Source organism: Pleomorphomonas carboxyditropha, from assembly GCF_002770725.1.
In the GTDB taxonomy this organism is placed as follows: Bacteria; Pseudomonadota; Alphaproteobacteria; order Rhizobiales; family Pleomorphomonadaceae; genus Pleomorphomonas; species Pleomorphomonas carboxyditropha.
The window spans coordinates 20,710-41,530 of sequence record NZ_NQVN01000002.1; the positions used below are offsets into that span (position 1 = coordinate 20,710).

16 protein-coding genes are annotated in these 20,821 nt (G+C 68.7%); 9 read left to right on the plus strand and 7 right to left on the minus strand.

Annotated elements, in window-relative coordinates:
- The first annotated feature begins 9 nt into the window (after window positions 1-9).
- Genes CJ014_RS04635 through CJ014_RS27765 form a run of 4 tightly spaced genes read left to right on the plus strand, consistent with a single transcriptional unit; the run spans window position 10 to window position 4,189 of the window.
- A complete protein-coding gene (locus tag CJ014_RS04635; RefSeq protein ID WP_100079374.1) occupies window positions 10-1,203 on the plus strand; it encodes an aminomethyl transferase family protein in 1,194 nt (397 codons plus the stop codon).
- Between the two features lie 4 nt (window positions 1,204-1,207).
- Complete coding sequence (locus CJ014_RS04640) at window positions 1,208-2,014, plus strand: SDR family NAD(P)-dependent oxidoreductase (RefSeq protein WP_100079375.1); 807 nt, start codon at window positions 1,208-1,210, stop codon at window positions 2,012-2,014.
- Window positions 2,011-3,621 carry a phytoene desaturase family protein gene (locus tag CJ014_RS04645; protein ID WP_100079376.1) on the plus strand — a complete coding sequence of 537 codons (1,611 nt, stop codon included), beginning with the start codon at window positions 2,011-2,013 and terminating at the stop codon, window positions 3,619-3,621. Before CJ014_RS04640 ends, CJ014_RS04645 begins: the two co-directional genes overlap by 4 nt.
- A 25-nt stretch (window positions 3,622-3,646) precedes the next feature.
- Complete coding sequence (locus tag CJ014_RS27765) at window positions 3,647-4,189, plus strand: carboxymuconolactone decarboxylase family protein (protein WP_165790745.1); 543 nt, start codon at window positions 3,647-3,649, stop codon at window positions 4,187-4,189.
- Window positions 4,190-4,220: 31 nt separating this feature from the next.
- Here the strand turns inward: CJ014_RS27765 and CJ014_RS04655 are convergent, their stop codons facing one another.
- From CJ014_RS04655 to CJ014_RS04685, 7 genes are all read right to left on the minus strand, one after another.
- Window positions 4,221-5,555, minus strand: a complete 1,335-nt coding sequence (locus CJ014_RS04655) for an NAD(P)/FAD-dependent oxidoreductase (RefSeq protein WP_100079378.1) — start codon at window positions 5,553-5,555, stop codon at window positions 4,221-4,223.
- The gene (locus CJ014_RS04660; protein ID WP_100079379.1) at window positions 5,555-6,901 is read right to left on the minus strand and encodes an NAD(P)/FAD-dependent oxidoreductase; all 1,347 of its coding nucleotides are present in this window, start codon (window positions 6,899-6,901) and stop codon (window positions 5,555-5,557) included. Before CJ014_RS04660 ends, CJ014_RS04655 begins: the two co-directional genes overlap by 1 nt.
- Window positions 6,894-8,924, minus strand: a complete 2,031-nt coding sequence (locus CJ014_RS04665; RefSeq protein WP_100079380.1) for a hydantoinase B/oxoprolinase family protein — start codon at window positions 8,922-8,924, stop codon at window positions 6,894-6,896. The genes CJ014_RS04660 and CJ014_RS04665 overlap by 8 nt, the downstream gene beginning before the upstream one ends.
- Window positions 8,921-10,969, minus strand: a complete 2,049-nt coding sequence (locus tag CJ014_RS04670; RefSeq protein WP_100079381.1) for a hydantoinase/oxoprolinase family protein — start codon at window positions 10,967-10,969, stop codon at window positions 8,921-8,923. The genes CJ014_RS04665 and CJ014_RS04670 overlap by 4 nt, the downstream gene beginning before the upstream one ends.
- Before the next feature lie 95 nt (window positions 10,970-11,064).
- Window positions 11,065-12,606: an ABC transporter substrate-binding protein gene (locus tag CJ014_RS04675; protein ID WP_165790746.1), complete on the minus strand. Its 1,542-nt coding sequence runs from the start codon at window positions 12,604-12,606 to the stop codon at window positions 11,065-11,067.
- Window positions 12,607-13,027: 421 nt separating this feature from the next.
- A complete protein-coding gene (locus CJ014_RS04680; RefSeq protein WP_100079383.1) occupies window positions 13,028-14,542 on the minus strand; it encodes an FGGY-family carbohydrate kinase in 1,515 nt (504 codons plus the stop codon).
- Window positions 14,543-14,572: 30 nt separating this feature from the next.
- Window positions 14,573-15,463 (minus strand): MurR/RpiR family transcriptional regulator, encoded by an 891-nt coding sequence (locus tag CJ014_RS04685; RefSeq protein ID WP_100079384.1) that lies wholly within the window; start codon window positions 15,461-15,463, stop codon window positions 14,573-14,575.
- Between the two features lie 245 nt (window positions 15,464-15,708).
- Here CJ014_RS04685 and CJ014_RS04690 point away from each other — a divergent pair, with 245 nt between their 5' ends.
- The 5 genes from CJ014_RS04690 to CJ014_RS04710 all read left to right on the plus strand — a co-directional run bounded on the left by CJ014_RS04690 (window position 15,709) and on the right by CJ014_RS04710 (window position 20,736).
- Window positions 15,709-17,037, plus strand: a complete 1,329-nt coding sequence (locus tag CJ014_RS04690; protein WP_100079385.1) for an ABC transporter substrate-binding protein — start codon at window positions 15,709-15,711, stop codon at window positions 17,035-17,037.
- A 108-nt stretch (window positions 17,038-17,145) separates the two neighbouring features.
- On the plus strand, window positions 17,146-18,069 hold the full coding sequence (locus CJ014_RS04695) for a carbohydrate ABC transporter permease (RefSeq protein ID WP_165790747.1): 924 nt from the start codon (window positions 17,146-17,148) through the stop codon (window positions 18,067-18,069).
- Window positions 18,069-18,899, plus strand: a complete 831-nt coding sequence (locus CJ014_RS04700) for a carbohydrate ABC transporter permease (RefSeq protein ID WP_100079387.1) — start codon at window positions 18,069-18,071, stop codon at window positions 18,897-18,899. Before CJ014_RS04695 ends, CJ014_RS04700 begins: the two co-directional genes overlap by 1 nt.
- Window positions 18,900-18,938: 39 nt before the next feature.
- Window positions 18,939-19,601 (plus strand): class II aldolase/adducin family protein, encoded by a 663-nt coding sequence (locus CJ014_RS04705; RefSeq protein ID WP_100079388.1) that lies wholly within the window; start codon window positions 18,939-18,941, stop codon window positions 19,599-19,601.
- 22 nt (window positions 19,602-19,623) lie between these two features.
- Complete coding sequence (locus CJ014_RS04710) at window positions 19,624-20,736, plus strand: ABC transporter ATP-binding protein (RefSeq protein ID WP_100079389.1); 1,113 nt, start codon at window positions 19,624-19,626, stop codon at window positions 20,734-20,736.
- Window positions 20,737-20,821: the final 85 nt, after the last annotated feature.

The following is a 20,821-nucleotide window of genomic DNA, read 5'->3' on the forward strand; positions in this document are numbered from 1 at the left end:
AGCGACACCATGCGCATCGATCCGACCAATGCCCGCACCACCATTGCCGCCTATGTCGGCGTGCCGCCCTACGGGCGGGGAATCACCCGCTTCCGCAAGGCGCAGGGCCTCAAGCACACCGCCTTCTATCCGATCATCGGCGCCGCCTCGCACGAGTTCAAGCTGCACAACAGCTACCTCAAGCCGGACCGCATCACCGATCCGCTCGAGGAATACTGGATCATGCGTCGCGTCGCCGGCCTCTGGGACGTCACCGGCGAGGAAGTCATCGAGCTGCGCGGACCGGACGCCTTTCAACTGGTCAACGAGCTGATCCCGCGCGATCTCGCGCGCACCGTCGATGGCCAGTGCCTCTATTCGGTTCTGACCTATGATTATGGCGGCCTCGTCGAGGACGGCATCGTAGTCCGCTGGTCGCCGGACCGCATCTGGTGGGTGGGCGGCCCCGGCTCGGCCGAACAGTGGATCTGGCAGAACGCCCGCGGCCGCAACGTCTCGGTGACCAGCTACAACGACGAGATCCACGTCGCCAGCCTGCAAGGGCCGAAGTCGCGGGAAATTCTACAGACGCTGACCAAGGCCGATCTTTCGAAGCTGGCCTTCTACCACGCTGTCGAGACCGAGGTGGCCGGCGTGCCGGTGCAGATCACCCGCACCGGCTACACCGCCGAGCTCGGCTACGACATTTACGTCACCATCGACAAGGCGCTGCGCCTGTTCGCCGATCTCTGGGAGGTCAGCCGCAAGGCCGGCGCCACATTGGCCGGCAGCCGGGCCCTCGGGCTCAGGCGCGTCGAGGCGGCCATTCTCAACTTCGGCCAGGACTTCGACTGGCAGCATACGCCGTTCGAGGCGGGCCTCGGCTGGATGGTCAACCGCCGCAAGGGCTTCTTCCATGGCCGTGACGCGCTGCTCGCCCCGGGCGCCGACACGCCGGCCCGCCACATCGGCGGCCTCCGGCTGGACGGCACCGACATCGCCCGCGAGGGCGACCCCGTGGAGATCGACGGCCGTCAGGTCGGCACGGTGACCTCGGCCAACTATTCGCCGGCTCTCGACGCCTCGATCGCCATCGCCTTCCTCGACCGGGACGTGGCGGCTCCAGGCCGTCGCCTGACGGTGCGCTTCGAGGACCGCGACGTGCCGGCCGAGACGGTGCCGATCCCCTTCTTCGACCCCGAGCGCAAGCTCTCCAAGGTGTGATCCGATGCCGGTCTCCGAGACTTTCTTCCCCGGACGCTTCGCGGGCAAACGGGCGCTGGTCACCGGCGGCGCCGGCGGCATGGGGCGTGCCGTCAGCCGGCGGCTCGCCCGGGAGGGCGCCGACGTCGTCATCGTCGACATCGATGCCGAGGCTGGCAGCCGCCTGGCCGGCGAATTGTCGGCGGCGGGCGGGCGCGCCAGCTTCGCCGCCGCCGACGTCAGCGATGCGGCGGCCGTTGCCTCCGCGATCGACGGCGCCGGCCCGTTGGACGTGCTGATCACCGTCGCCGGCGGCAGCGCGCCCGGCCTCGTCGCCGATCTGGAGCCCGCCGAATGGGAGCGGCTTTTCCGTCTCAACGTCGTCTCGACGGCGGCGGCCGTGCGCGCGGCGCTGCCGGGCATGCGACGGCGCGGGGGCGGCGCCATCGTCACCATGGCCTCGATCTCGGGGACGGCCGGCGATCCCGGCTGGGGCGCCTATAACGCCGCCAAGGCGGCGATCATCAACCTTACCCAGACCCTGGCCTGGGAGGAGGGGCGCCACGGCATCCGCGCCAACGCGGTCGCCCCCGGGCCGATCGCCTCGCCGCGCATGATCGCCACCATCGACGACGCCGAACAGCGCGCCTATCGCCGCCATTCGGCGCTCGGCCGGCTGGGCGCGCCGGAGGAAGCGGCGGCCGCCATCCTGTTTCTCGCCTCCGACGACGCCGCCTTCGTCACCGGTGCCACGCTGGTGGTCGACGGCGGCCTGACCGCCCGCACCGGCCAGCCGCTCGCCTTCGACGCGACCCTGGAGCACCTTTCTTGAGTTTCCCTCGCAAATCCTATGACGTCGTCATCGTCGGCGGCGGTCACAACGGTCTCGTCGCCGGCGCCTATCTGTCCCGCGCCGGCCTTTCGACGCTGGTGCTGGAACGCCGCCGGGTGATCGGCGGCGCCTCCGCCACCGAGGAGCTGTGGCCCGGCTTCCGCTTCAACACCGCCGCCCACCTGATGGGGCTGTTGCAGCCGAAGATCATCCTCGACCTCGAATTGCAGAAATTCGGCTACGAAGTGATCGAGCTGCCGCCGCAGGTGCATCCGCTCGCCGACGGCAGCCATTTCGTGCTGTGGTCGGACCGGCAGCGCTTCGCGGCCGAGCTCGGCCGCTACTCCCGGAAGGACGCCGCCGCCTATCCGGCCTTCGAGGCGACGCTCGACCGCATCGGCCGCGTCTTTCAGAAGCTGCTGTGGGAAATTCCCTTCGACCCGCGCTCCCTGCATCCGCTCGACCTGATCGACCGGCTGCGTTTCCTGTGGCGCCAGCGGGCCATCGCCCCGGTGTTCGCCGATCTCTACGAACTCCTGACCGCCAGCGCCTTCGACTATCTGAGCCGCCGCTTCGAATCCGAGGCGGCTCTCGCCGTCCTCGGCTACTATCCCGCCGCGGCCGCCGGCCAGACGGTGAGCATCCATACGCCCGGCACCGCCTATTATCTCCTGCGCGGCGCCGTGCGCGACAGCACCACCTCCGCCGGCTCGACCGGCGTGGTGCGCGGCGGCATGGGCTCGATCCCCGAGGCGATCGCCGCCTCCGGCCGTCGGTTCGGCCTGGAGGTTCGCACCGATGCCGAGGTGGCGTCGATCCTCGCCAGCAACGGCAGGGCGTCCGGCGTGGCGCTTGCCTCCGGCGAGGAGATCGGCGCGCGGGTGGTCGTCGCCAACGCCGCGGCCCGTTCCACCTTTCTCGATCTGGTCGACCCGTCCCTGCTGCCGGACGGTTTCCTCGACGAGATCCGGGTGTTCCGCGACACCGCCTCGTCGTTCAAGATCCACTGGGCGCTCGATCGCCTGCCGGCCTTCGATGGGTTCCCGGCCGACAGGGCGGGCTTTGCCTATCCCGTCCAGTTCCGCGTCGCGCCCAGCGTCGACTATGTGGAGGCGTCCTACACCGCGATGAAGGCGGGGCGGATTGCCGAGCGGCCCTATCTCACGGTGCTCACCCAGAGCGTCGCCGACCCGTCGCTGGCGCCGGAAGGCGGGCACGTCGTCTCGCTCTACGGCGGTCATGTGCCCTTCAAGCCGCAAGGCGGCTGGGACGAGGCGGGACGCCAGGCGATCCGGGCTGCCGCCCTCGGCGCGCTGGAAGAGCATGCGCCGGGCTTTTCCTCGGCGATCCTCCACGAGCAGATCCTCGCCCCCAGCGATTTCGAGGACATCTTCGGCCTGCCGGGCGGCAATCCGCATCACGCCGATGTCGACCTCGACCGTCTGTTCTTCCGCCGGCCGGCGCTGGGTTATGCCGACTATCGTTCGCCGGTGCCGGGCCTCTATCTCGCCAGCGCCTCGGTGCATCCCGGCGGCGGCGTCACCGGCGTGCCCGGACACAACGCCGCCCGCGTCATCCTCGCCGACCTCAAGCGCCGCCGGCGCTGACCCCCACGCCAACAGGAGAGACACCATGCCCATCGTCGAACGTATCGACCGCGACGGCCCGCCAACCGACCCGGAGGTCGCCCGCATCTTCACGGCGCTCACCGCCGAGGAGAGCCGCGTCACCAACATGAAGGCGACGCTGCTGCAGGCGTTGCCGGCCTTCGATGCCTTCAGCCACTGGAAGGACGTCAAGGCCGCCGTCCGGGCGCTGGTGGGCGAGCACGGCGTGTCGGTCTATTCCCACGCCATCTCCACCACCTCCGGCTGCCTCCTGTGCTCGACCTATTTCCGGCGCCTGCTCAAGAACGAGGGCATCGAGCCGGACGAGTGGCAGCCGGCGGGCGACGACGCGCTGCTCGTCGACCTGGGGGCGGTGGTGGGACAGGCGCAGCCGATCGGCGCCGAACTTTCCGGCCGCCTCAAGGCGCGTTTCGACGATGCGGCCATCGTCAACCTCGTCGCTTACGGCGCCACCATGCTGGCCACCAACGCCTTCAACACGGCGATCGGCATCCCGCTCGACGACTATCTCGAGCCCTACCGGGCGCCGCTCGCCGAGACGGCCTGAGGCATCCGTTTCGATGGAGTCCTGGAGCCGGTCAGACCGCCGTCTGCGGCCGTGGCCGGCTGCCGTCGGTATAGCGGCCGTAACGGAAGGGCGCCGGGTCGACGATCGGCGTCCTGCCGGTGACGAGATCGGCCGCCAGGCGGCCCGCCGCCGGACCGATGGCGAAGCCGTGGCCGGAAAAGCCGGTGGCGAGCGTCAGTCCCGGCAGCGTCTCGACGTTGGAGATCACCGGCAGCACGTCGGGCAGCACGTCGATCAGCCCGGCCCAGCGCGCCGCCTCGCGGAGCTCGGCGAAGGCCGGGTAGGCGCGGTCGAGCGCCCGCCGGGCGCGGCTGAGGAAGCGGCCGGTCGGAGGCGGCGCGTTTTCCCCGGCGCCGGCAAAGCGGGCGGCGGTGTTCCTCGCCCCGAGGTGGCGCGCCTCGGTGACGAAGCTGCGGCCGATCGAGAAGTGCAGGTCGCCGGCCGCCACCGGAATGGTCGGCAGGAAATCCGCGAAATAGCGAAAGCTGTCCGGAACGATCTCGTGCAGATTGTTGCCGTAGCCGATGGTGTAGCCGCCGTCGAGCCGCCGGTGGAACCCGAAGCCGGCGCCCCAGACGGCGATGTCGGAACGACCGGCGGCCGGCGGCGCCGCCTCCGTCCTGAGCACCGAGGCGATCACCTTCAACTGCGGCAGGCGAAGGCCGAGGCCGGCCAGGAAGCGGCCGGACCACGCGCCGCCGGCCAGCACCACGGCGTCGCAGGCGACCCGCCCTTGCGGCGTCACCACGGCATCGACCTTGCCGCCGGCCGTTTCGAGCCCTATGACCGGCGTGTGCTCGACGACCTTGCCGCCGAGACGGCGGACGGCGCGCAGCACCGCCGGCACCATGAGGCGCGGCTCGGCGACGCCGTCGCTCGGCGTGTAGAGGGCGCTCCGCCAGCGCCGGTTCGAGCCGGGCAGCAGCGTATCGACCTCGGCCGCGGAAATCAGGCGGGTATCGAGGCCAAAGGGTTCGGCGGCCCTGAGCCAGGCGCCGCGTGCCGCTTCCTCTTTCTCGTCGGCATTGAGATAGACGATGCCGGAGCGGCGGAAACCGCTCTCGCCGCCGATGCGGCGGTTCATGTCCTCCCACAGCGGCAGCGCGGCGATGGCCAGCGGCAGCTCGCGGATGTCGCGGTCCATCTTGCGGCACCAGCCCCAGCTGCGGCCGGACTGTTCGCCGGCGACGCGGCCCTTTTCGATGAGCAGCACCGGCACGCCATCCTCGGCCAGCGACAGCGCCGTCATGGCGCCGGCGATGCCGCCGCCGATCACCACCACCGACGTGCGGGCCGGCAATTCGTCGCCCCCGCCGAGGGAATCCACCGCAAAGCCCTGGGCCATCATGTCCGTCCTTTGGAAGTGCGCGCGAGGCGCGGGAAGCGATCGGCGCGGAAGGGCGCCGGATCGGCCGAAGGCGCAAGGCCGGCGACGAGATCGGCGGCGAGACGGCCGCCTCCGGGACCGATGCCGAAGCCGTGGCCGGAAAAGCCGGTGGCGACGAAGAGACCCGGCCATCCGGCGATGCCGGAGATCACCGGCAGGGCGTCCGGCGTCACGTCGATGTAGCCGGCCCAGGAGCCGGTGATGTCGATGCCGGAAAATTCCGGCAGGTCGATGCCGATGGCCTTGCCGGCGGCGGCGACGACCCGTCGATCGGGCGCCGGGTCGAGGACGCGGCTGCGCTCGAAGGGCGACACCTCGTCTTTCCGCCAGCGGCGCGCCGTCCGCAGCTCTTCGAAGAAGCGCCGGCCGAACCGCAGGCGCGGCCGGTCCGGGGACAGCAGATGCCGGCGATAGTCCCAGAGCAGCCGGAAGCTGTCCGGCACGATGTCGGCGGTGGTGGCGTTGGTCTCGGAAACGATCCAGCCGCCGTCGTCGCGCCTGCGGAATCCCCAGCCGGTGCCGGCCACCGAAACGGTGGGCGTGGCGCCGTGTGGTGCCGTGCGCACGACCGAAGCCAGCACTTTCAATTGCGGCAGGTCGATGCCGAGATTGCCGAGAAAGAGGCGCGACCAGGCTCCGGCGGCGACCAGCACGGCGTCGCAACCGATAGTGCCGTTTTCGGTGACCACCGCTGAAACGCGGCCGGCCGTCCGCTCGACGCCGCGGACGGCGCATCCGGTCAGGACGGCGGCGCCGGCTCGACGCGCCGCCAGGGCGATCTCCGGCGCCGCCCGCTCCGGCTCGGCGCCGCCGTCCTCGGGCGTGAAGAGGGCGCCCTGCCATTGGCGGCCGGCGTTGGGCAGCAGGCGCGCCACCTCGTCGCGTCCGATCAGCCGGCTGGCGAGGCCGTGCCGGCGGGCGTCGGCGAGCCATGCCTCGTAGACCGCGACATCGTCGGGCCGGCGGCCGATCAGGTACATGATGCCGGTGGTCCGGAAGCCGGTATCGGCGCCGCCGAGAGACGCCCGGTCGCGCCAGAGGCGCTGGGCGACGCCCATCAGCTCGAGTTCGGCCGGGTCGCGCAGCGTGAAACGGCACCAGCCCCAGTTCCGGCCCGACTGCTCGGCGCCGATCCATCCCTTTTCGACCAGCGCCACGCTGTGCCCCGCTTCGGCGAGAAACAGCGCCGCCGAGGCGCCGACGATGCCGCCGCCGACCACCACCACGTCGACGCGGGCCGGCGGCGCGCGGTCGCTGTCGACGCGGGCGAGATCGAAGGCGGCGGGCCAGGCCGCCTCAGCCATGACGTCCCCCCGCGAGATGCAGCACCTCGTCGGCGATGGCGGCGACAGCGGCGGTGTCCGGCACCGTGCCCTCGTCGAGCCGTCTTTCGACCCGTTCGCTGATCAGGCCGTGCAGCAACTGGCGCTTGAGGCCGGGAAGCCCCTCGGTGGCCGCCGCGATGGCGTCGTGCAGCCCGGCCGGCCAGCGCGCGTGGTAGGCCTCGCGAGCCGGGCCGAAGGAGAATTCCGGCGGCACCGTCCAGCCACGGCCGGCGGCGATCTCGCGGCGGCGGCGGGCCGTCGCCGCCTCGTCGATCTCTTCGGTGGCGTCGAGCACCACGCCGTAGACGTCGTTGGCGGTCTTCTCGGAAATGAAGCCGTTGAGGAGATCGTCGCGGACGAGGCGAGGCTCCCGGGCGAGCGGATCGCCGAAGCCGCCGCCGCCCTGGGTGCCGATCCTCAGCACGTCGCCGGGACCGAGTTCCAGGATGTCGATCTTGCCGATGTCGCGTTCGCGCCCGGTGCCCGGGTTGAGCGTCGTGAAGCCGGTGGTGCCCGGCTCGGCGCCCCGCCGCCCGGCCGGCGGGAAGATGTAGCGCTCCATGGCGCGCGAGGTGATCGTCGTATAGGGCGAGCGCGTTTCGAACTCGATGATGGTGCCGGTGCCGCCTCGCCAGCGGCCGGCGCCGCCCGAATCCTCGCGCAGGCCGTAGCGGCGGATGACGATGGCCGGCATCTCGCGCTCGATCATCTCGGTCGGCACGTTCCGCAGGAAGTTGAGGATGACCATGGTGCCGTCGACGCCGTCGGCCGTCGGCCGCGCCCCCGAGCCGCCGACGATCGGCTGGATGACGCTGACCTTGCTGCGGCCGGTCGAGAAATCCGGTACCGAGACCAGCAGGATCGAGCCCTGGCCGGAATCGGTGGCCGGCAATTCGTCCGGCACTGCCTGGGCTAGTGCGCCGATGGTGACGTCGCAGACCTTGTGCGAGGTGGAATAGCGGGCGCCGTAGGCGGCGCCCGGCTCGGGATTGAGAATGGAGCCCTTGGGAATCTTCACCTTCATCGGCCGGACGATGCCGGCGTTGTAGGCGATCTCCGGCTCCTGCGTGCACAACCAGTTGACGAGGCCGGTGATCAGCATCCAGTGGCCGTCCTTGCCATAGGTCGGCAGGTTGAGCGCGGCACGCACCTGCGGCGCCGTGCCGGCGAAGTCGAGCAGCATGCCGTCGCCGGCGATCGTCATGGCAAGGTTGACGCGGATGAGCCCGAGCCCGACCATGTCCGCCTCGATGAAGTCGGAGAACCGGTAGGTGCCGTCCGGCACGTGCTCGATCACCCGCCGCGCCTGCGCCTCGGCGTAGTCGAGCACCTCGTCGATGCCGCGCACGATGCGGTCGCGGCCATAGCGGCCGATCAGTTCCCGCACCCGCCGCTCGGCCGTGTTGAGGGCGGCGAGGCAGGCCTTCATGTCGCCCCAGTTCTGCTCGGGCGTGCGGGTGTTGATGAGGAAGGTGTCGAGGAAGACCTCGTCGAGCACGCCTTCGCGGAACAGCTTCTGCGGCGGGATGCGGATGCCTTCCTGGTAGACCTCGTAGCTCGATGGGGCTATCGAGCCGGCGGTCCGGCCGCCGACGTCGGTCATGTGGATGAAGCTCCACGCGTAGCAGACAAGTTCGCCCTCGTGGAACACCGGCTTCCACAGGAAGACGTCGGAGAGATGCGTGCACATGCCGCGCGTCGCCTCCGGATCGTTGGAGATGAAGACGTCGCCCTCCCTGACGTCGTGCGAGATGGCGGCGATGGCGTCGTCCATCGGCATGCCGATCATCATCAGCACGCCGGAGCGGCGGGGCGCCGCGAACACCTCGCCCTTGAGGCTGACGAGCGCGGCGCCGTAGTCCTGCGTCTCCTTGACGAAGACGGTGTGGGCGGTGCGGAACAGCGCCTGGGCCATTTCGTCGACCACCGCCTGGAAGCGGTTGCTCAGGATGGCGAGGCCGGCCTTGCCGTCGACGGCCGAATAGGGGCGCGATTGGCTCATGACGCGCGTTCTCCGATAAGGTTGCTCCAGGCGTCGACGCTCACCGTGAAGCCGGCGGGCACGTAGACGGTGGTGTCGTATTGTTCGACGATGGCCGGGCCGGCGAAGCTGTCGCCCGGGCGGAGATCGGCGCGCTGGAAGATCTGCGCCTCGGCCGCCGCGCCCTGTTCGTAGACCGCGCGGCGGGAGGACGGCGGCGGCGCGCCGCGCCGAGCCGGTTCCGGCCGCGCCGCGAGCTCGGGCCTTTTCGTGACGCCGACGATCTGGACGCGCGCCTCGAGAAGCCGCGCGGGGGCTTTCCGGTCGGCGTAGCCGTAGATGCGGGCATACTGCGCGTGAAAACTCTCGACCACCGTGGCGACGTCGAGCGGTCCGTCGGCAAGCAGCACGTTGACCTCGAAGGACTGGCCCTCGTAGCAGACGTCGACGGAGCGGAGCACCCGGACGTCGGATACCTCGACCTTTTCGTTTTCGAGCCAGGCCAGCGCCTCCGCCTCCAGCGCGGCGTAAAGTTCGCGCAGGCGCTCGTCGGCGAGCGTCGAGGCGCTTTCCCAGAGGCTGCGCACGAAGTCGGCCCTGAGGTCGGCGACGAGACAGCCGAGGGCGCAAAGGAGGCCGGGGGCCGGCGGCACGATGACGCGGCGGACATCGATCTCGCGCGCCAGCATGAAGATGTGGGTCGGGCCGGCCGCGCCGTAGGCGAGGAGAGAGAAGTCGGCCGCCTCGGCGCCGCGGCGGGCAAGCTGCGGCACGAGGCCGGCATAGATGTTGGCGGTCGCCACCTGCAGGATGGCGTCGGCCGCCTCGCGGAGGCTGACGCCGAGGCGATCGGCGATGGCGCCGACCGCCGCCGCGGCCTTGTCCGGATAGATCGGCATCTCGCCGCCGAGCAGCCCGGACGGCGGGCAGATGCCGAGCACCACATAGGCGTCGGTGACGGTGGCGCGCGTGCCGCCGCGGCCGTAGCTCGCCGGACCCGGCACGGCACCGGCACTTTCCGGACCGACTTTCAGGATGCCTTCCTGGTCGATCCAGGCGATGGAGCCGCCGCCGGCGCCGATCGCCGACACGTCGACGGCCGGCAGCACGACGGGAAAATCGCCAACCGTGTTCTCGTTGGAATAGGGCACCTCGCCGTCGATGACGGCCATGTCGACGCTGGTGCCGCCCATGTCGAGGGTGACGATGTGGTCGTCGCCGATCTGGCGGCCGATGAAGGCGGCGCCGATGACGCCCGACGCCGGGCCGGACAGCAGCGTATCGACCGGCCGGCTCGCCGCCGCCTCGACGCTCATGATGCCGCCGTTGGACTTGGTCGAGAACAGGCGGGCGGCAATGCCGAGCTCCGCCGCCCGCCGCGCCAGCGTCGCGAAGTAATTCAGCATGCGGCCGCCGATATAGGCGTTGATGACCGAGATCAGCGTCCGCTCGTACTCGCGCTGTTGCGGCCAGGTTTCGGCGGACGTGCAGACGTAGAGATCCGGTAGGGCCTCGGCGATCCAGGCCTTGGCCTGACGCTCGTGGCGGTCGTCGCGATAGGCATGCAGGAAGGCGACGGCGATGGTGCTGATGCCGGCCGCTGCCAGATCGCGCGCCGCCGCGACGATCTCCTCGCAGTCGAGAGGCGCGGTCTCGTGTCCCTCGGCGTCCAGGCGTCCGCCGACTTCGGCGACGTGGCGGCGCGGCACCAGCGGCACGGGGCGCGGTACCAAGAGGTCGTTGGCCTTCGGCAGGCGGAGACGGCGCAGCTCCAGAATGTCGCGAAAGCCGCGGGTGGTGATCAGGCCGACCTCGGCGCCGTTGCGCTCGAGCAGCGTGTTCACCGCCAGCGTCGTTCCGTGGGAAAAATAGCCTATGGCCGACGGGTCGACGCCGTCGTGGTCGCGGAACCGTTCGATACCGGCGAGGATGGCGTCTTCCGGCGGCCTGGTGGACGGTATCTTGGCAGATTTCAGGTCGCCGGTGGTTTCATCGAGAAGCAGCATGTCGGTGAAGGTGCCGCCGACGTCGATGCCCAGCCGGTAGCGCGGAGATGATTGAACCATGACCCTGAACGAAACTCCCAAATGCAACACAAGGCGCCATCCGGAAAACCGTCGGTCTTCCGGATGGCGTCTGGACGGCAGCGCCGGGGGCGCCCTCAGGCGCCGATGTCGACTTCGGAAAAGTCCTTCTGGTGGCCCTGCGGGTAGAGCTTGACGCCGCTCACGCCGGCGCTGGCGGCGGCCACCGAGTTGACGAACACCGGGATGATGACGCCGCCGTCCTCCTGCAGCAGCTTCTGGGCTTTTTGGTAGAGTTCGGCGCGCTTGGCGGCGTCGACGGTGCGGCGCGCCTCGTGAATGAGCCCGTCGAACTCCGGATTCTTCCAGTGCGTCTCGTTCCAGTCGGCGTCCGACAGGTAAGGCACCGACAGGGCGGCGTCGGCGTCGCGCCCGGACCAGGATGAAGAGATGAACGGCTTCTTCAGCCAGATGTTGCTCCAGTATTCGCTGTCCGGCGTGCGGGTGACCTTGACGCGGATGCCCGCCTCGGCGGCGAGACCTTGGTAGAGCGTCGCCAGCTCGACGAAGCCGGGCGTGGCGCCGGAGGTGAACAGTTCGAGGTCGATGCCGTCCGGATAGCCGGCCTCGGCCAGGAGTTGCTTGGCCCTCGCCACGTCGCGTTTGGGCGCCGGCTCGTCGAGCCCGTACTGGATCCAGGGGGCGACCGGGTTGTCGGCCGCCACCGTTCCATGGCCGCCGGCCACCAGCTTGAGAACGGCCTCCCGGTCGACCACCGCCTTGAGCGCTTGGCGGACCCGCACATCGTCGAACGGCTTGGTGTCGGTCCAGAAACTCAGCGTCATGACGAAGGGAGCGCGGACCTCAATGAGGTGAACGTCGGGGTTGCTCTCCAGCGTCTCGAGACCGATGCGCGGCAGGTCCCAGACGACGTGGACCTGGCCGGCGGCGATGGCGGCGATCCGGGCCGAGGGGTCGGGGATCGAGCGCAGCTCGACGGCGTCGACCTTCGGCAGGCCGGGGCGCCAGTAGGTGTCGTTCTTGACGAAGATAGCCGGCTCTTCGCCCGGCACATAGTGCTCGACCTTGAAGGGGCCGGTTCCGATGCCGGCGGTGCGCAACTGGTCCGTCGGCTGGCCTTCCTTGACGATGTAGGTGAAGCGGTTGACGAGATAGGAGGGGAATTCCACCACCGGGGTCTTCAGCGTGAATCGGACGGTGTAGTCGTCGACGGCTTCGACCTTGTCGCCGTCGATCGCCGACAACGACGGCGTACCGGGCGAGCCGGTGGCCGGATCGAGCAGGCGGCGGAAGGTGTAGACGACATGCCTGGCGGTGAAGGGCTCGCCGTCCTGGAACTTGACGTCCTGCCTGAGCTTGAACGTCCAGACGTCGGCGGTCTCGTTGGACTCCCAGGAAAGCGCCAGTTGCGGCTGCGGCGTGAAGGTGTCGTCCTGGATGACGAGGCGCTCGTAGACCAGGCTGACGCGGGCCGAATCCGGGTCGACGGCGCTGAAGGCCGGATCGAGCGTGCCCTTGGGCCCGTCGGCCTCGCCGGCGGCGATGCGCAGCGTCTTCCGGGCCGTCTGCGCCGAGACGGCGCCGAGGGTGGACCCGGCGATCAGCACCGAGGTGGCGGCCATGAATCCGCGGCGGGAGAGTTTCAGCACGTCTGTCATCTGGGAACCCCGTTTTAGAACTCGCGTCGGCATCGACCGGGCAGAGGGAGAAGCGCGGTGGATGCCAGTTCGTTCTAAATGCTATAATCCAATCTCATTTTCTGGAATTCCAAATATCTAGCGATTTTGTAGTTTATATGCCGGCATTTGGAGCCCGGGGAGCAATCTTTGCCAAAACGCCGCGCGACCGGCAGGCCGATCGGACCGGGCCATGCCGCGGCATGGCCGGCATCCGAATGTCGGAGCACCGGGATCAGGCAATGCGTGAACGCGGGGGAGACGCGCTGCGACGGGCTGACCCGCGCCGGGCGGCACCGTCGGCCGCAGGCGCCGCCGGCATGTTGCGGCGAGGATGGCTCGGATATGTCCGGGCGTCCGCCGCTTTAGGCCTATTCAAATAACCGCTCCTGTTGCGCCACCTTCAGTTTACTGCGGTTGCCCTCAGCGCGGCGTTGACCTCGGCGAGGCCGGCGTGCAACGTCCCGTAGGCGGCGAGGCGTCGCTTGTGCAGGGCATGGCGCCGCTCGTCCGGTTCGAACAGGCTGACCGGGCGCTCGACGGCGTCGACCGCCGCCTGCGGCGAGGCGTAGACGCCGGTCGCGATGCCGGCCAGCAGGGCGGCGCCCAGGCAGGAGGCGTCGAAGATCTGCTGACGGGCCAGGGGGCGGCCGATGATGTCGGCCTTGATCTGCATCCAGAGATCGGAGCGGGCACCACCGCCGACCACGGCGAACCGGGTGGGACTTACGCCCTCGGCGCCGAGGCGCGCGAGACTGAGCGCCTGTTCGTAGGTGACGCCTTCGAGTACCGCCTTGACGATGTCGGCGCGCCGGGCGTCGAACGACAGGCCGAGGATGGCGCCGAGCGCGTCGGCGTCGCCGTCGAGGCTGCCGCTGCCGGCGAAATGCGGCAGCACCATCAGCGGGCCGGGCTCCGGCGTCAGGCCGGCCAGCATCAGGTCGTAGGCATCGACGTTGCGCGCGGCGGCGGCCAGCCGCTCGTCGGCGCACAGCTCGTCGCGGCACCAGCGCAGCAGGCGGCCGCCGGTCTGGCTGCCGGTCATCGCCAGCAGAATGCCCGGAACGGCGTGCGGAATGACGGCGACGTTGAGCTTGCTGAGCGCCGGGTTGGGATGCCGCATCGCCAGCGCCAGCGCCTCGGTGGTGCCGAGGCCGTAGAAGCCGGTTCCCTCGGTGACGACGCCGGCCGCCAGGGCGGCGCAGGCCTGGTCGAAGCCGCCGGCCACCACTTCGACATCCGCCGGCAGGCCGGTCAAAGCGGCGCCGCGCCGGCCGAGCCGGCCGATGGAACTGCCGCCCGCCACCACGGCCGGCAGCTTGGCGGGATCGATGCCGGCCGCCTCGATCATCGTCTCGGACCAGGCGCCACGGTTGATGTCGTAGGCGAGGGTTCGGGCCGCCATGGTGGCGTCGATGGTCGGCTCGAGGCCGAGGCGCATCAGCACGTAGTCGCCGAAGCAGACGAACTTGTGGGTGCGGGCGTAGATGTCCGGGGTATTGCGGCGCCACCACATCACCTTGGGCAGGCTGTAATAGGCGGTGGCCGGCTGGCCGGTGATGGCATAGATGGCGGCGGCGCCGAGCCTGGCGCGCAGCAGGTCGATCTCGGCGGCGGCGCGCAGGTCGGCGCTGATGGCACCGCCGGCCAGCGGCAGACCGTCGCGGTCGACCGGCAGCACCGCTTCCCCGAGGGCCGATACGGCGAGCGCCGTCACGCCGGCGCCGGCGGTCGCCGTCGTCTCGCGGATCGCCGCCAGCACCTGCTGCCAGACCTGTTCCGGGTCGAGCTCCCAGAAACCCTCGCGCGGATTGGCGAGCGTGTATTCCCGCCGTGCCTGGGTGAGCGGCCGGCCGGCGGCGTCGAACACCACCGCCTTGCAGCCGGTGGTGCCGACGTCGATCCCGAGCAGCGACATGTCATATCCTCCCTGTCTCCGATGTCGGCCTCACATCTCCGACCGGCTGATGCGCTTCCTGTCGAGGGCCCGCTCGGCGGCCTCCACCATCTCGGCCTTCCACGGATGGCGGAGCGCCAGGCTGACGAACAGCACGTCGGCGATGGCTAACTGCGAAATGCGCGAGGAAATGGTCTCGGTCGGTCGGCCGGTGCTGCGCAGCGCCGACAACAGCGTCACGTCGGCGACGTGGGCCGCCGGCGAGGCGGCGAACGACGTTAGCACGATCGTCCGGAGCTTGTGGGCCTTGGCGATCTCCAGCGTCTCCACGAGATCGCGCGTGGTGCCGGAGTAGGAGATGCCGAACAACAGCGAGCCGGGCGGGGCGGTGGCGGCGATGGTGGCGACGATGTGCGGATCGAAGTCGTAGGAGGCGGCGATGCCGAGGCGCAAGAGGCGCTGGTAGATGTCGAGGGCGAGCGGCGCCGAGCTGCCGAAGCCGACCAGATGGATGTGGGTCGACGACAGCATCAGGTCGATGGCCCGGCGGATGGCCTCGGGATCGATCAGCTTCAGCGTGTCGGCCAGGATGTCGGCGTTGATGCGGATGACCTGCATGGCCAGCATGTCGATGTCGTCGGCGCTCGACGCCTCGAGCGGCACGTCGAGCCCGAGCAGGTCGGCATTGCGCCGCGTGCCGCGGCTCTCGGCCATGGCCATGCGGAATTCCTTGTAGCCGGCGTAGCCGAGCTCCTTGCAAAGACGCACCACCGTCGTCTGGCTGGCGCCTGCCGCTTCGGCGAAGTCGCCGATCGCCATCGACGGCACGTCCTCGCGCCGCTCGATGGCAAACTGGGCCAGCCGCTCGATGGCGGTCGAGGAGAAGGCGCTGATGGTCTGCAACCGGCTGATCGGATCGTCGGCGGAATGGGCGTTGTTCATAGGCTCTCGGTCTCCGGTCGTCGTGGTGGGAACATGGCGGCATAACGTACTGCTGTAAAGGATGAAAATACTCGAATTCCACAATCGTTGATAGACATTCGGCCATATGCGCCGTTTTGCTTGTCTGCGCCGTTTTTCCAAACTTGCAAAGAGTCGTATTGACGATATACATTCAAGTACGTAAGTTCCGTCAGCCGTTGGGAGGCGGCTGGACCGCCATCGCCTGCGGATCGAGGGAGGAAACAATGGGTATTTCGCTTTTCAAGACGGGTCTGCTGGCCTCGGCGCTGCTGTCGGTCGCGCTGACCACCGGACCGTCGTTGGCTGCCACCACCGTCCTCAACGTATGGGATCAGTTCTTCTCGGAAGAGCCGAACAAGCTGATGAACGAGTTCGTCGCCGAATTCCAGAAGGCCCACCCCGGCGTCGAGATCAAGCGCAACGTGCTCGACACGGACTCCATTCGCGCGACGCTGCCTGCGGCACTGACCGCCGGCCAGGGGCCGGATCTGTTCTACTACGACGCCGGCCCGGCGTTTCTCGGCCCGCTGGTCGAGGCCGGCCTGGTCGCCGATCTCACCCAGGAATATGCCGCACGCGGCTGGGACAAGTCGCTGGTCGACTGGCCGGTCGAGCGCGTCACCTACGGCAACAAGATCTGGGGCGTCCCCAACGAGATCGAATACACCAACGTCTACGTCGATCTCGCCGTGCTCGATCAACTCGGCATGAAGGACAAGCTGGTGGCCGACAAGGACCACCCCGAACTGCTGACGCTGAAGTCGCTCGACGACTTCAAGGCCATCCTCGAGGCATCCAAGGCCAAGGGCATCGTGCCGATCGCCTTCGGCAACCGCGACCCGGGCCGCGGCGGCCATCTGTTCTCCTACTTCCTGACGCTGACGGCCGGCAAGGACCTGGTCGACAAGATCCTGTTCGGCGACGGCCGCTGGGACGATCCCAAGGTCATCGATGCCTGGAAGCTTTACAAGGACTATTCCACCGCCGGCTATTATCCGCCGTCGCCCAACGCCATTTCCTATGACGAAGGCAACGCCCTGTTCTTCAACGGCGCGGCGGCCACCAACATCACCGGCACCTGGCTGGTCGGTGACATCATGGGCCAGGTGGCCGATCCTTCGAAGATCGACTTCTTCCTGCTGCCGTCGGTCTCGGCCGATCTGCCGCTCAGCGCCGCCGCCGGTATCGGCTCGACCTTCGCCGTTGCCGAGAAGTCGCCCAACAAGCAGCTGGCCCTCGACTTTCTCGACTTCATCATGAGCAAGGACGCCGGCAAGCGCTGGCTGAAGGAAGCCAACATCGTGCCGCCGATCAAGGACATCGACATCAAGGGGCTCGACCTGCCGCCGATGATGCAGCGCGTCGTCGAAGGAGCCACTCTGCCGCTCTCCTACAACCTCGACGTGGTCATGCCCGCCGAGTGGAACGACGCCATGAAGACCGGCACCCAGTCGCTGCTCGACGGGTCGTCGACGCCGGAAGACGTCGCCGCCAGGATGGAGCAGGCCTGGGAGAAGGCCAAGGCGGAAGGCCGTATCTGGAAGGCTCATTGATCTCCCCCTGAAGTGAGCCGACCCGGCGCGCCGGCAACTCCCCCTGCCGGCGCGCCGGAAACCGGAAGCCGGCCCGGACGGTCGGCGCGTCAACACCGGATGAGGCAGATGACCGAACGGCTCGACCAACAGTCGGCATCGGCGGCGCGGCGACGGGGCGGCGGCCGGCCGCTGGGAACGGCGATCCGATACCTGATATTCCTGGGACCGGCGGCGCTGCTTTACGTCCCCTTCGTCCTGAAACCGCTCATCGAAACCTTCGGTCTGTCGCTGTTCGCCTGGAACGGCGTGTCGGCCGAAAGGACCTTCGTCGGCCTCGCCAACTACGCGCGGGCGCTCGGCGACCCGATCTTCTGGATCTCGCTCAGGAACAACCTCTACTGGGTGGTGACCTCGATCGTGCTGCCGATGGCCACCGGCCTCGTCATCGCCGTGCTGCTGTCGGCCGTCAGGCGCGGCCAGCGCATCTACGCCGGCATCTTCTTCACGCCGGTCGTGCTCAACCTGATCATCGTTGGCCTGGTCTGGGGCATCATCTACAATCCGCTGATCGGCCCGCTCAATCGCCTGCTGCGCGCCGTCGGCCTCGGCTCGCTGGCCATCGGCTGGCTCGGCGACCGCTATGCGGCGACGCCGGCCATCATGGTGGCCGGCGCCTGGACCTTCTTCGGCTTCTGCGCCGTCATCTTCCTGCAGGGCCTCAGGACGCTTGACCGCGAACAGATCGAAGCGGCCACCATCGACGGCGCCGGACCGTTCCGCCGGTTCCGCAAGATCATCGTGCCGGCCCTGTCCGATCAGGTGACGCTCCTGATCGTGATGAGCATCATCGGCTCATTCAAGGTGTTCGACATCGTCTACGTCATGACCAAGGGCGGTCCCGACCACGCCAGCGAGGTGATCGCCACCTACATGTACTGGCAGTCGTTCATGAACGGCAGTCTCGGCTACGGCGCGGCGCTCGCCGTCATGCTGACGGCGGTCGTCGCCGGCGCCTCGCTCGCCATGATGGCCCTGAGGGAGCGCGACTGATGCGACGCCGGAAGACCCGCCACACGCTGATCCTGCACGGCGTCCTGATCGCCAGCGCCCTGCTGACCGTCTTTCCGCTTGGCCTGATCGCCCTGATGGCCTTCAAGACCAACCCGGAGATCTTCGCCAATCCTCTGGCCCTGCCGGGCGCGTGGCGCTGGCAGCAGATCGGCAAGGCCTGGACCGACGGCCATTTCGGTCCCTACTATCTCAACAGTTTGCAGGTGGCGGTACCGACCGTGCTGATGGTGGTCATCGCCTCGACGCTCGCCGCCTACGGCCTGGTGTTCGGCCGCCTGCCGGGCGCCCGCTACGCGCTGGCCGCCATCCTGCTCGGGCTGATCGTGCCGTTGCAGGCGATCATCGTGTCGTTGTTCCACGACCTCGGCGACATGGGCCTGCTCAACAGCCTGTGGGGCCTGTCGCTCGCCCAGGCGGCGGTCGGCCTGCCGTTCGGCATCTTCATGATGCGCTCGTTCTTTCTCGGCATTCCCAAGGACTTGATCGAGGCGGCGCGGCTCGACGGCGCCGGCGATGTGACGGTGCTGAGGCGCGTGGTGCTGCCGCTTGCCACCGCGCCGGCGCTGACGCTGGCGACGCTGCAGTTCATGTACTCGTGGAACGACTTCCTGCTGCCGCTGATCATCCTGCACGACCCGTCCCTGCGCACGGTGACGCTCGGTCTGTTCTACCTGCAGGGCGGCACCTACACCCTCAACTACACCATGATCAGCGCCGGCGTGCTGATCACCGCCGTGCCGATCATGGTCGTGTTCTTCCTGCTTCAGCGTCAGTTCATCGCCGGCGTGACGGCCGGAGCCGTGAAGTAGGCCGATCAGCGCCGTTCAAGAAGAGTGAGCAACGTCATTATGGAAGATCTGGACATCCGTCGCGCCATCATCGCCCATTGCCGGATGATGAACGCCAACGGCCTCAACCAGGGCACGGCCGGCAACATCAGCGTCCGCGTCGGCAACGCCATGCTGATCACCCCCACGTCGATCCCCTACGACGTCATGCAGCCGGAGGAGATCGCCGTGCTGCCGTTCGACGGCGAATACGGCGCCTACCAGGGCCCCCGACCGCCGTCCAGCGAGTGGCGCTTCCATTTCGATATCATGCTGTCGCGTCCGGACGTCAATTCGATCGTCCATTCCCATCCGCTCTACGGCACCAGTCTGGCCATCGCGCGCCGGCCGATCCCGGCCTGCCACTATATGATCGCCGCCTTCGGCGGCACCGACGTGCGGGTCGCCGACTACGCCACCTATGGCACCAAGGAGCTGTCGATCAACGCCCTAAAAGCGCTGGAGGGGCGCTCGGCCTGCCTGCTGGCCAACCATGGCGTGATCGCCACCGGTCATTCGCTGGCCGACGCCATGTGGCGGGCCATCGAACTCGAGAACATCGCCCACCAATACATCAACGCGCTGCAGATCGGCGGCCCGGTCATCCTGACCGACGCCCAGATCGAGGAAGTCGGCCGCAAGGGCTTCGCCAGCACCTACGGCAGCCACGGACGGGGCCAGTAGGCCGCAGCGGAGAGGACCGGATATGGCCAGTGTTGAGCTCCAGGGGATCGGCAAGCGCTTCGGCGAGCTGTCCGTCATCGCCGACCTCGATCTCAAGATCGACGAGGGAGAGTTCGTCGTTTTCGTCGGTCCGTCGGGGTGCGGCAAGTCGACGCTGCTCCGGATGATCGCCGGCCTCGAGGACGTCAGCGGCGGCCACCTGCGGATCGGCGGGCGCGAGGTCACCGACCTCGACCCGGCAAAGCGCGGCGTTGCCATGGTCTTCCAGTCCTACGCCCTCTATCCGCATATGAGCGTGCGCGACAACATGGGCTTCGCGCTGAGCATCGACGGTACGCCGGCCGGCGAGCGGGAGGAGCGGGTGATGGCGGCGGCCCGCATCCTCAAGATCGAGCACCTCGTCGATCGCCGGCCGGTCCACCTGTCGGGCGGCCAGCGCCAGCGCGTCGCCATCGGCCGGGCCATCGTCCGCGATCCCGAGGTATTTCTGTTCGACGAGCCGCTCTCCAACCTCGATGCGGCGCTACGCGGCGAAATGCGCATGGAACTGGCCCGGCTGCACCAGCGCCTCGGCGCCACCATGATCTACGTGACGCACGACCAGGTCGAGGCGATGACGCTGGCCGACCGGATCGTCGTGCTCGATCGCGGCCGCATTCAGCAGGTCGGCCACCCGATGGACATCTACGGCCGGCCCGACAACCTGTTCGTCGCCACCTTCATCGGTTCGCCGAAGATGAACGTCCTCGATGTCGTGGCCGGCGAGACGATGGGCGGGCTGCTCGCCCTGTCGCACCCCGACCTGCCGCCGCTGGCCCTCGCCGTCGACGGCCCCTCGATGGCTCAAGGCAGCCCCCTCAAGCTCGGCGTCCGGCCCAACGATCTCCGGTTCGACGTCGCGGAGGGCGGCATCGTCGTCAAGGTCGACTTCGTCGAGCGGCACGGCGACCAGACCATCGTCAACTGCGAGACGGAGAGCGGCCTGACGCTCAACGTCGCCATTCCCGGCAATGTCGATACCGCGCCCGGCAATACGCATCGTCTCGGTCTCGACTCCGCGCGCTGCCACCTGTTCGCCGACGATGGACGATTGATCAGCCGCCGGCCGGAAAGCAACCCTGCGAGAAGTCGGTGAGATCGGAAACTGAATAGATAGTTTTTATCAAATATATCTTGCATTAATCGGCGTTTATTCTGGTTTTCTTCCGTCGATATGCAGT

Bases quoted from the DNA above. Each gene is read 5' to 3' on its own strand.
- CJ014_RS04635 (WP_100079374.1), top strand. From the start codon at position 10: ATGCGCATCGATCCGACCAATGCCCGCACCACCATTGCCGCCTATGTC.
- CJ014_RS04640 (WP_100079375.1), top strand. From the start codon at position 1,208: ATGCCGGTCTCCGAGACTTTCTTCCCCGGACGCTTCGCGGGCAAACGG.
- CJ014_RS27765 (WP_165790745.1), top strand. From the start codon at position 3,647: ATGCCCATCGTCGAACGTATCGACCGCGACGGCCCGCCAACCGACCCG.
- CJ014_RS04655 (WP_100079378.1), bottom strand. From the start codon at position 5,555: ATGGCCCAGGGCTTTGCGGTGGATTCCCTCGGCGGGGGCGACGAATTG.
- CJ014_RS04660 (WP_100079379.1), bottom strand. From the start codon at position 6,901: ATGGCTGAGGCGGCCTGGCCCGCCGCCTTCGATCTCGCCCGCGTCGAC.
- CJ014_RS04665 (WP_100079380.1), bottom strand. From the start codon at position 8,924: ATGAGCCAATCGCGCCCCTATTCGGCCGTCGACGGCAAGGCCGGCCTC.
- CJ014_RS04670 (WP_100079381.1), bottom strand. From the start codon at position 10,969: ATGGTTCAATCATCTCCGCGCTACCGGCTGGGCATCGACGTCGGCGGC.
- CJ014_RS04675 (WP_165790746.1), bottom strand. From the start codon at position 12,606: ATGACAGACGTGCTGAAACTCTCCCGCCGCGGATTCATGGCCGCCACC.
- CJ014_RS04680 (WP_100079383.1), bottom strand. From the start codon at position 14,542: ATGTCGCTGCTCGGGATCGACGTCGGCACCACCGGCTGCAAGGCGGTG.
- CJ014_RS04685 (WP_100079384.1), bottom strand. From the start codon at position 15,463: ATGAACAACGCCCATTCCGCCGACGATCCGATCAGCCGGTTGCAGACC.
- CJ014_RS04690 (WP_100079385.1), top strand. From the start codon at position 15,709: ATGGGTATTTCGCTTTTCAAGACGGGTCTGCTGGCCTCGGCGCTGCTG.
- CJ014_RS04695 (WP_165790747.1), top strand. From the start codon at position 17,146: ATGACCGAACGGCTCGACCAACAGTCGGCATCGGCGGCGCGGCGACGG.
- CJ014_RS04700 (WP_100079387.1), top strand. From the start codon at position 18,069: ATGCGACGCCGGAAGACCCGCCACACGCTGATCCTGCACGGCGTCCTG.
- CJ014_RS04705 (WP_100079388.1), top strand. From the start codon at position 18,939: ATGGAAGATCTGGACATCCGTCGCGCCATCATCGCCCATTGCCGGATG.
- CJ014_RS04710 (WP_100079389.1), top strand. From the start codon at position 19,624: ATGGCCAGTGTTGAGCTCCAGGGGATCGGCAAGCGCTTCGGCGAGCTG.